Below are 9989 nucleotides of genomic sequence, written 5' to 3'. Positions count from 1 at the left end.
GAAGGCGAGATGGTAGGGATTGCGCATGTACAGGGGCCTGGGGTGGGTCAGATGGCGACCTGCCATTCCTGGCAGTCGTGAATAAGGCGTGGATGAACAGGGCAGCGGCACAGCACCAGGTCATTGTTGAGTGCCAGGGTTTTGCCCTTGATATTGTTTTGTCCCAAGGAGCCGCGCGGCCCGATCATGGCGATGACACCGATACTGTTGCAGACGTCACAGCGCACTTTGGCTCCGATGAAGGACACCGGAATGCCACGCAATGTCGGTCCATCAACCATGCCTTCCACGACTTCGCCGCGTCCGGTGATGCGGCAGCCCTGGCGGATGACAAATCTCATGCGCTTGCTCCTGTTGTGGTTGGTTCCGGCGGCAGAGCAATGCCAGCCCAGTGCTGATTTTCCTGCTGGGCGTGCCAGCCAACCGCTTGCTGCCGTAGCATCGCCGCTTCCAGTGCCATTGCCGCCATGACCCAGCAGCCCAAGGCGCCGGGGTTCCCCCAGTAAGGCTCATGTTCCACGGCATCGATTTGCCAGCCTGCTGCAGACAGCTCTTCCGGGCTGTCATGGTTCAGGCTGAAAAAGGACGTGGGTGGATTGGCCAGTGCAGCATTGCGCTGAGCCAACGCCAGATGTTCGGATGCGTGGAACAGCACTGGTCGGGACAGGCTGCCGCCATCCGGCATATTGCTTGCCAGCATGGCAAAGGCGGCTTCGGCAGCGGGTGGGCCATGGCTTGCACCGAAGCTGGCCGCCGGCGTGACAGTGCCTGCCAGCAGGTGATAGCCGGTGTGTTGCCGGGCGTGGAGTGCGTCAATCACCAGGTCGATATCTTCCGGGCTGTGCAAGCGCTGAGGGCGGGAAGTCAGCAAGATGCCCAGTTCGCTGGCATGCTGCCGAAAACGTAACCATGCATCTTCGCTGCCATGCCAGGAGACCGCGACCGATGTGTGCCACACCGCTTGCGGCCAATCGGCCATCATGGTGGCCAGCTTGGCGGGGAGGTAATGGGCGGCGGGCTGCTGTTGTTGCAGATCTTCCTCACCGAATGACATTTCGGGTGATGCGGCTATATCGTCCGCTGCCGGGGCGTCGATTTCTTCGCTGGTTTCATCATCTGCAACGGCATCGTCGCCGGTCGCATAAATCTCCCACATGGCTTCGTCTGTATCCTGCTTGCTGTCTGCTTCGGCGATGGATTCAGGCTCAGCCAGATAGGGCGGTGCTGCGGATTCGAATTGGGGGACTGGTAACAGATTGCAGAAGGGCACTGGTTTTTCCCGTTGTTGCCGCAGCAGAATCTGACGATCCCCCGCGTGCATGCAGGCCGGGCCAAGCAAGGCGATATGCGGGATATAAAGCCGTGCTTGGCGGCGCTGTTCTTCCTGGTGATACGCGGCAAGATGCAAGGCATTGCGGTGATCAACAATCCAGCCAGCCAGCAGCCAGCCGCTGTAGCGCAACAACGTCCAGAAGCTGGCTAACATAAAGCCGGGCGCGGCAGACTTGAGCCAGAAGCCGGTCAGCGGAGCCGCCTTGGCGGTGTTGACTGCCGTGGTGTAGAGGCTGATCAGTGTTGAAAGCAGAGTGCAGGCGAGAATCAACATGACATAGCGCGGCCAGCGGGGCTTGCCAGGTAAGGCTTCTTGTCGCAGTTGATTTTCGGATGCTTGCATGCCGTACTGACCAGTCGCTTGGGGCTATAGATCGGGCATTACACTGCGTGACATTTGGATCAGCAATGTCCACTCAGCCAGTTTGACCGACCAGCCTTGTCTAAAGAATGGTTGGTAGCGATTGGACTGTGTCGGGAATGGCGCGCAATGACGGTAAGCCAATGCAAGGCAGGAGGGGCGTGTTGGCAGACAAGTGCAAGCGGTCACCGCCAGCTGGCAAAAATGCATTCCCCCAAAGGCCGGGTGGTGCTAGATCTGATAAGCAGACCGGCAGGGGATGACGGAGGGAGATGCCCACCCGGGGGGCAGGCCATGGTGATCAGCGGCTACTCAGTAACACGCAGGGTTGGCCATCAAGTTCGAATTGCGCATCCACCTGCATGCCCAGCCGTGCATGGGCTTTGAGCGAGGCCGGGTTGCTGGCATGAATGAACAGCACCGCCTGCTGGCCGGGCAATTGCTGCTGCAGCTGCCGCCACATGGCGGCCAGCAGGCCCTGGCCGCGTGCCCGTGCTGCCAGGCAAACCGGACCATAGAAATAGAATGGCCCGCTGCCGCGATGCAGCTGTGCCATCTGTGCCGCAACCGGGCTGTCCTGATGCTGGCTGCTGCTGGTAAACAGCACGCCCAGCAGGCCGGCGGCGTCTTCCGCCAGCAGAACCGGCATGCCGTCGGCCAGGGCCTGTGTCAGCCAGTGGCTGATTTTTTCTACCGGAAAGTCACCATGCAGGCTACCGCCCTGGCTGCTGCTTTCGGGCAACATCAGCGCGTCAATGGCTTCTGCGTCACTTTCCTTGGCATTGCGCAACCGTGGCGGCATGGCTTTATCTCCTGCGGGAATTCATTCCAGATTCGGCTTGTGCTTGTTGGCGACGCGAATATAGTGCTCGGCGGAATACTTGAAATAGGCCAGCTCTTGTTCGGTCAGCTTGCGCGCTTGCTTCACCGGATTACCAAGATAGAGGTAGCCGGATTCCAGCCGCTTGCCCGGTGGTACCAGGCTGCCGGCACCAATCAGCACCCGGTCTTCGATGACGGCGCGATCCAGAATGATAGTACCGATGCCCACCAATACTTCATCGCCAATGGTACAGCCATGCAGGGTGACATGATGGCCGATGGTAACGTGCTTGCCGATGTGCAGCGGTGCACCGGCCGGGTCGCTATCGCGCTTGTGGGTGACGTGCAGCATGGCAAAGTCCTGGATATTGCTGCCTTCGCCGATATGAATGGCATTGACGTCGCCACGGATCACGGCAAACGGCCACACCGAGGCATCGTCCGCCAGCGTGACATCACCGATCACCACGGCTGCCGGATCGATATAGCAGGAGTCGGCAATCTGCGGTGCGCTGCCATCGTAGGGGCGGATATTGCGATTCATCAGAACGTCCTCATCTAACAGGTTCAAGATTCCCTATCATATAGCAATGGTTGCTGCCGGTTCGCTGGTGTGCAGCCTGATTTCGATACCGGCGCAGTGCTGTGCCAGCCACTGCCAATTGCCCACAGGAAGTGAACAATGAGCCAGAACCCGCTCCTCGACTTTACCGGACTGCCACGCTTTGCCGAGATTCGCCCCGAACACATCAGCCCGGCCATCGAACAATTGCTGGCCGAGGCGCGTCATACCGTGGCGCAGCTGACCGCCCATGTGGACAGCCCGAGCTGGGAAAACTTTGTCGATCCGCTGACCGATGCCACCGAGCGCCTGTCGCGTGCCTGGGGTGTGGTGGGGCATCTGAATGCCGTGGTGAATACGCCGGAACTGCGTGATGCCTATAACGCCAATATTGCGCCGATTTCCGAATTCTGGACCGAACTGGGGCAAAACCTGGATCTGCTCGGCCAGTTCAAGGCCATTGAAAGCAGCCCGGCCTATGCCGGTTTCAATGCGGCACGCCAGAAGATCATCCAGAACGACCTGCGCGACTTCCGCCTGTCCGGTGCCGAGCTGCCGGAAGCGCAGCGCCAGCGTTATGCCGCCATCCAAAGCCGTCTGGCCGAGCTGTCCGCCCGTTTTGAACAGAACGTGATGGACGCCACCGACGCCTTCAGCCTGTATCTGGAAAACGCCAGCGAACTGGATGGTGTGCCGGAAGATGCGCTGGCGCTGTTTGCCGCCGCCGCCCAGGCGGATGAAAAAACCGGCTACAAGATCACCCTGCAGTTCCCGTTTTACTTCCCGGTGATGCAGTACGCGCACAACCGCGCGCTGCGCCAGAAGCTGTACGACGCCTATGTGAAGCGTGCTTCCGAGTTTGGCCTGGCCGAACACGACAATACCGAAATCATCCGCGAAAAGCTGCAGCTGACGCGCGAAGAAGCCCAGCTGCTGGGCTTTGCCAATTATGCCGAGCTGTCGCTGTACACCAAGATGGCGGAAAGCCCGGCACAGGTGATTGCCTTCCTGCGCGACCTGGCTGCCCGTGCCAAACCGTTTGCGGTAAAAGACCGTGCCGAGCTGGAAGCCTTTGCCAGCAAGGAGTTGGGCCTGGCTGATCTGCAAGCCTGGGATATTGCCTACGCAGCGGAAAAACTGCGCGTGGCACGCTATGCCTTCTCCGAGCAGGAAGTGAAGCAGTACTTCCCGGAAAGCAAGGTGCTGCCTGGCCTGTTCGGGGTGGTCAACACCCTGTACGGCGTGGAGGTGCGCGACAGTTCGGCCCCGGTATGGCATGACGATGTGCGTTTCTACGACATCATCAAGGATGGCCAGCTGGTAGGTAGCTTCTACTTTGATCTGTACTCGCGCGAGGGCAAGCGCCCCGGTGCCTGGATGGACGACGCCCGAGGCCGCCGCAAGAAGGGCGACACCATGCAAACTCCGGTTGCCTACCTCACCTGCAATTTCACCCGCCCGGTGGGCGACAAGCCAGCCTTGTTCACCCACGACGAAGTGATCACCCTGTTCCATGAGTTTGGTCATGGCCTGCACCACATGCTGACCCAGGTGGATGAGCTGGGCGTGTCCGGCATCAATGGCGTGGAGTGGGATGCGGTGGAACTGCCCAGTCAGTTCATGGAAAACTTCTGCTGGGAATGGGATGTCCTGCAAGGCATGACCGCCCACGCCGAAACCGGTGCAACCCTGCCGCGTGACTTGTTTGACAAGATGCTGGCCGCCAAGAACTTCCAGAGCGGCATGATGACAGTGCGTCAGCTGGAGTTCTCGCTGTTCGACATGCTGCTGTACACCGACTTCGACCCGGCAAGTGGCGACTGGCTGACCCTGCTGGATACCGTGCGGCAGGAAGTGGCGGTGAACTTTCCGCCGTCTTACAACCGCTTCCCCAACAGCTTCAGTCATATCTTTGCCGGTGGTTATTCGGCGGGGTATTACAGCTACAAGTGGGCAGAAGTGCTGTCGGCTGATGCCTACGCGGCCTTCGAAGAAGCGGGTGGTGCCAACCCGGCCACTGGCAAGCGCTTCTGGGATGAAGTGCTGGCCGTCGGTGGCAGCCGTTCGGCGCTGGAATCCTTCCGCGCCTTCCGTGGCCGTGACCCGCATATTGACGCCCTGCTGCGCCATTCCGGCATGGTGGAAGAAGCCGCCTGAAGCGCTGACAAATATTTGTACGGGGGAGGGAACTCCCCTGATTTGCGCCGGCTCTAATCTTTGCTCAACGGGTTATCTCCAAGAGCAGCAAGCGAGCCAGACGCTTATCCCTGCCCCCAAGGACATCGATATTGTGTCTTTTCCTGCCCCCAATCCCCCTTGGGGGTATTTTTTTGGCTGCCGGATGGCTGTGTCCGATTCTAGACAAGCCTTCTCGCTTTCTTTTCAGAATGCGAGGCTCCCTTGCAGGGCAAGGGCGGGGGGAAGGGGAATAAATGAGAAGGCTGCGGAAGCAATAACTTGATCGAAAGGGCCCGGCTTTGCCGGGTCCAGTGCAATCGCATCACATTATTTCTTCAGCAGCCTGACACCGCCTGCTGGCGGTGTTGTTTGGTGCTTTCAGTGAGATGACGCCTCGGTGAAACGGCCTATTGCCATCTTGGTACATGACCGGGCGCAGGGCTGAATCGCCATTTCACTAAAATCAGCTGGAAGGTTCGCTGTTTGCCTTGTCGGGATGATGCGGACGATGATGCTGGGCAAAGCCGGGCGTGCGCAGGGTGAAGGCATCACTAAAAGGGCGCAGCGTGGAACGATTGGGATTCTTGGTGGGGCAGAGGGGATGTTGCTGGGAATGCAGGGGTTTGGATTGTCGGGACAATTTTTGTCTACCAGTGATGAACACGAAACCATTCTAGCCAGCATCCGGGTTGCTGGCAAATTTGATCAAATATAATGTTGTTTATTTGCCTGCCCTGCCGGGTGGGCGGTGCAATCTGGGGTGTTTCCTGCGGGGTGGCTAACCGATTTTTCTGCCAGCCTGCTGTTTGTAATAAATCAGCACAGAATTGCCATCTTCCCGCGAAATTAATCGGGTAATATGGCGTCGATTTTCAGCCATGTTCTGAGCGCAGCAAGCAGATGCATGTGCTGGCCGTTGATGGCGACATCACCGATTACATGCGGCCGCAGCACCAACACTGCGGCCGGTTTCATTGCCGGGCGGGATGCCCTGTGCGCATCCGTCCTTTGTTGATGAGGACAAAATGGTTTTTAACCGTTCCATCCGGCCTGAGCGCCTGATCCTGCTGGTGTCGCTCGGGCTGGTTCTGTTTTACAACTTCCCGTTCTGGCGCGAGATGTTGCGCATTGTCGGTCCGCTGGATGCTCACGGCATCAAGTTGTTGCTGGAGTCCTTCCTGCTGGTGACGGCGTTTTACAATCTGGTGCTGTCGTTGTTTAACTGGCCTTATCTCGGCAAGCCGCTCATTGCCCTGTTGCTGCTGATCAGCTCTTTCATCAGCTATTTCATGAATCAGTACGGGGTGATGATCGATGTGCACATGGTGCAGAATGCGGTGCAGACCGATCACAAGGAAGTGCGTGATCTGCTGACCGGCAAGATGGCACTGTTTGTTGTTGTGCTTGGGCTGCTGCCAGCCTGGTGGGTGTTCCGTCGGCAGATCCAGTGGCGTCGCCCGTTGAAAGAAGGTGGCGTGCGCCTGCTGACCGTGCTGATTTCAGCTGCCGTGCTGGTGGGCATTGCCTTTGCTGCCTATCAGGACTTTGCCTCACTGTTCCGTAACAATCGCCAGCTGCGCCATTACCTGACTCCTTTCAATTACCTGCAGGCGACCAATGGTTATATCCAGGACCATTATTTCAGTGGCCCGGTGGTCGTCAGCCCGCTGGGTGAGGATGCCAAGCGCGCGGCAGCCTGGAGTCAGCACAAGCGCAAGACTGTGTTTGTGCTGGTGGTGGGTGAAACCGCACGGGCCGATCATTTCTCGCTCAACGGCTATCCGCGCAACACCAATCCGAAACTGTCGGCCCAGCCGGGTTTGATCAACCTGCCTAATGTCTATTCCTGCGGTACCGAAACCGCCGTCTCGGTGCCCTGCATGTTCTCGGATATTGGTCGGGCCAATTACAGTGGTGACAAGGCGGCACGCCAGGAAAATGTGCTGGATGTCCTCAAGCGTGCCGGTTATAACGTGATATGGCGCGACAACCAGTCCGGCTGCAAGGACGTGTGTAACCGGGTGACGCTGGAAGATGTCACCACTAGTAAGGACGACAAGCTGTGCAGTACGGGCGAGTGCTGGGATGAAATCCTGCTGCAGAACCTGCAGCAGAAGATTGACCAATCCGACCGCGACGTGGTGCTGGTGCTGCATCAGATGGGCAGTCATGGCCCGGCCTATTACAAGCGCTATCCGCCAGCCCTGGAGCAGTTCAGGCCGGTATGCCAGACCAGTGAACTCTCACGCTGCCCGCGTGAGCAGATCGTCAACGGCTTTGATAACACCATTCTGTACACCGACACGGTGCTGTCCGGCCTGATCGATTTCCTGCGCGCCAACCAGCAACGCTATAACACCGGCATGCTGTACATGTCCGACCATGGTGAGTCGCTGGGCGAAAATGGCATGTATCTGCATGGCACGCCTTATCTGTTTGCGCCGGAAGCGCAAAAGCATATTGGTGCCATGATGTGGTTCTCCGACAGCTTCCAGCAGGAAGTCGGGCTCAACCAGCGTTGCCTGGAAGGGCGCAAGGCAGAGCCTTACTCGCATGACAATCTCTTCCATTCGCTGCTGGGTTTGCTGGGTGTGCAGACCAGTGTCTACAACAAGCAGCTGGACATGTTTGCGCCTTGCCGACAGTAGTTGCGATTTCCGATTCAGATGCAGCCGCCGCTGTGTGCGGCTGCCTTAAGTAAACGAGAACTGAAGATATGCAATTAGCCACCTGGAACGTCAACTCACTCAAGGTACGCCTGCCGCAGGTCGTGGAATGGCTCACACAGAGCCCGGTCGATGTGCTTTGCTTGCAGGAACTGAAGATGGATCAGGATGTTTTCCCGCTGGCCGAGATTGAAGCCGCCGGTTATCGCGCTGCCTGGTTCGGTCAAAAGACATACAACGGAGTGGCCATTCTAGTGCGCGCGCCATTGCAGCTGGAAGACGTGGTATTGGGGATTCCCGGCTATGACGACCCGCAGCGCCGGGTGATTGCCGCCACGGTAAACGGCGTGCGCGTGATTTGTGGCTACTTCGTCAATGGCGAGGCCGTTGATTCGCCCAAGTATCCGTACAAGCTGGAGTGGCTGGGCAAGCTGCATGACTACGTGGCCGACGAACTGACCCGTCATCCGCAACTGGCGCTGCTGGGCGACTACAATATTGCCCCGGAAGACCGTGATGTGTATGACCCGGAAAGCTGGCACGAACAAGTACTGTGCAGCACACCGGAGCGCGAGGCCTTTCGCGGGCTGATTGCGCTGGGACTGACCGACAGCTTCCGCCTGTTCAATCAGGAGGACAAGCAGTACAGCTGGTGGGATTACCGCGCCATGATGTTCCGTCGCAACAAGGGCGTGCGTATTGATCACATCCTGATTACCCCGACCCTGCAGGCGCGGGCGGTGGATTGCGTCATCGACAAGACACCTCGCAAATGGGAGCGTCCATCCGATCACACCCCGGTGGTGCTCACTCTGGCAGACTAAGCTGCTGCAACCCGTAAAACAGCCCGTGAAGGGCCGTTTTGCATTGGCAGGCAACACCCTGGCGGGAACAGGGCAAAGCTTGGCTTAGCTCAATAGTTTGCATATTAGCATTTGCTAAACTTTGTTGATGAATAGCTAATCCAAGGTGCCATCATGAGCCGCAACCACCCACCGCTGCCGTGCAACCCCTATTACGAAGGGGTGCCGGACTACATGACCGAAGTCTACGACTGGGCCTACGTCAACCCGCGCCGTGCCGCGCTGCTGGACCGTAATCTGGTGGTCAGCACGCTACTGTTTCTCAATGACCAACGCCTGATGCGGCGCTATCTGCAGCAAATCCGTCCCGGCATGCGGGTGTGGCAAGTGGCCCATGTGTATGGTGATCTGGTACAGAAGGCAGCTGCCAAGGTACGCAAGCATGGCGAATTCATTCTGACCGATATCACCCCGGTACAGGTTGAACATGGCGTGCGCAAGCTGGCCTGCTATCCACAGGCACGTGTAGAACGGGCCGATGCCGCCAGTTACCGGCTGGAACAGCCGGCAGACCTGATTTGCAGCTTCTTTTTACTGCATGAAGTGCCGGACGATCTCAAGCATCGCATTGTCGACAACATGCTTTCTCAGGTGCCTGTTGGCGGTAAGGCGGTATTTGTCGATTATCACAAGCCGGCCGCCTGGCAGCCCATCGGCTGGCTGCTCAAGTGGGTAAACCGCATGCTGGAGCCGTTTGCTGAAGCATTGTGGCGAAACGAGATTTCCAGCTATGCCAGCCATGCCGAGGCTTTTGACTGGCACAAGGAAACACTGTTTGGTGGCGTTTACCAGGTTGTTACCGTCACGCGCCGCTAGCTTTGTACTTAGCGTTACACGGGCTTACATAGCACTCACAGACGGCCAGAATGGGCAGGGCTAGGATACGACTCATGGAAACACCACTGCGGTGTCTCGGAAAGAACACTCCCCACTTGATATTGGAGAACGCAACATGAAAAAACTGACCCTGCTCGTTTTGTCTGCCGCCTTCGGTCTGAGCTCCGCTGCTGGTTTCGCCGCCACCAACGCTTCCGCTCCGGCTGCTGCTTCCGCACCGAAAGCCAAAGCTGCCAAGATTCACCACGCCAAGAAAGGCGTGAAGAAAGTAGATGCTTCCGCTCAGAAAGCCCAGGCTGCTGACGCTTCCGCTCCGGCTAAAAAGGCTGTGAAAAAGCACCACGCCAAAAAGCACGCTGCCAAGAAAG

At 58.1% G+C, this 9989-nt stretch carries 10 protein-coding genes; 6 read left to right on the top strand and 4 right to left on the bottom strand.

The genetic code is table 11. The annotated features are described in order from the left end of the window. Positions 1 to 47: 47 nt before the first annotated feature. The 4 genes from ACODR9_RS24080 to ACODR9_RS24065 form a co-directional block, all read right to left on the bottom strand. Positions 48 to 341 (bottom strand): PAAR domain-containing protein, encoded by a 294-nt coding sequence (locus ACODR9_RS24080; protein WP_488813177.1) that lies wholly within the window; start codon positions 339 to 341, stop codon positions 48 to 50. Next, complete coding sequence (locus ACODR9_RS24075; protein ID WP_488813175.1) at positions 338 to 1675, bottom strand: hypothetical protein; 1338 nt, start codon at positions 1673 to 1675, stop codon at positions 338 to 340. The genes ACODR9_RS24080 and ACODR9_RS24075 overlap by 4 nt, the downstream gene beginning before the upstream one ends. Before the next feature lie 319 nt (positions 1676 to 1994). After that, on the bottom strand, positions 1995 to 2495 hold the full coding sequence (locus ACODR9_RS24070; RefSeq protein ID WP_488813173.1) for a GNAT family N-acetyltransferase: 501 nt from the start codon (positions 2493 to 2495) through the stop codon (positions 1995 to 1997). A 21-nt stretch (positions 2496 to 2516) separates the two neighbouring features. Then, the gene (locus ACODR9_RS24065; protein WP_488813171.1) at positions 2517 to 3059 is read right to left on the bottom strand and encodes a gamma carbonic anhydrase family protein; all 543 of its coding nucleotides are present in this window, start codon (positions 3057 to 3059) and stop codon (positions 2517 to 2519) included. A 138-nt stretch (positions 3060 to 3197) separates the two neighbouring features. Here ACODR9_RS24065 and ACODR9_RS24060 point away from each other — a divergent pair, with 138 nt between their 5' ends. The 6 genes from ACODR9_RS24060 to ACODR9_RS24035 form a co-directional block, all read left to right on the top strand. Beyond that, entirely contained in the window at positions 3198 to 5234 is a 2037-nt protein-coding gene (locus tag ACODR9_RS24060; protein WP_488813169.1) for a M3 family metallopeptidase, read from the top strand. A 529-nt stretch (positions 5235 to 5763) separates the two neighbouring features. After that, positions 5764 to 5970: a hypothetical protein gene (locus ACODR9_RS24055; RefSeq protein ID WP_488813167.1), complete on the top strand. Its 207-nt coding sequence runs from the start codon at positions 5764 to 5766 to the stop codon at positions 5968 to 5970. 310 nt (positions 5971 to 6280) lie between these two features. Then, positions 6281 to 7903 (top strand): phosphoethanolamine transferase, encoded by a 1623-nt coding sequence (locus tag ACODR9_RS24050; RefSeq protein WP_488813165.1) that lies wholly within the window; start codon positions 6281 to 6283, stop codon positions 7901 to 7903. A 68-nt stretch (positions 7904 to 7971) separates the two neighbouring features. Beyond that, positions 7972 to 8745: an exodeoxyribonuclease III gene (gene xth / locus ACODR9_RS24045; RefSeq protein ID WP_488813163.1), complete on the top strand. Its 774-nt coding sequence runs from the start codon at positions 7972 to 7974 to the stop codon at positions 8743 to 8745. Positions 8746 to 8898: 153 nt separating this feature from the next. After that, positions 8899 to 9600: a rhodoquinone biosynthesis methyltransferase RquA gene (rquA, locus tag ACODR9_RS24040; RefSeq protein ID WP_488813161.1), complete on the top strand. Its 702-nt coding sequence runs from the start codon at positions 8899 to 8901 to the stop codon at positions 9598 to 9600. A gap of 136 nt (positions 9601 to 9736) precedes the next feature. Continuing rightward, positions 9737 to 9989: acid-shock protein (locus ACODR9_RS24035; protein WP_488813159.1), on the top strand; the 253-nt coding region annotated here is incomplete at its 3' end.

The organism is Aquitalea sp. FG25 (genome assembly GCF_057809375.1).
This window is presented reverse-complemented; position numbering and strand designations above follow the sequence as displayed.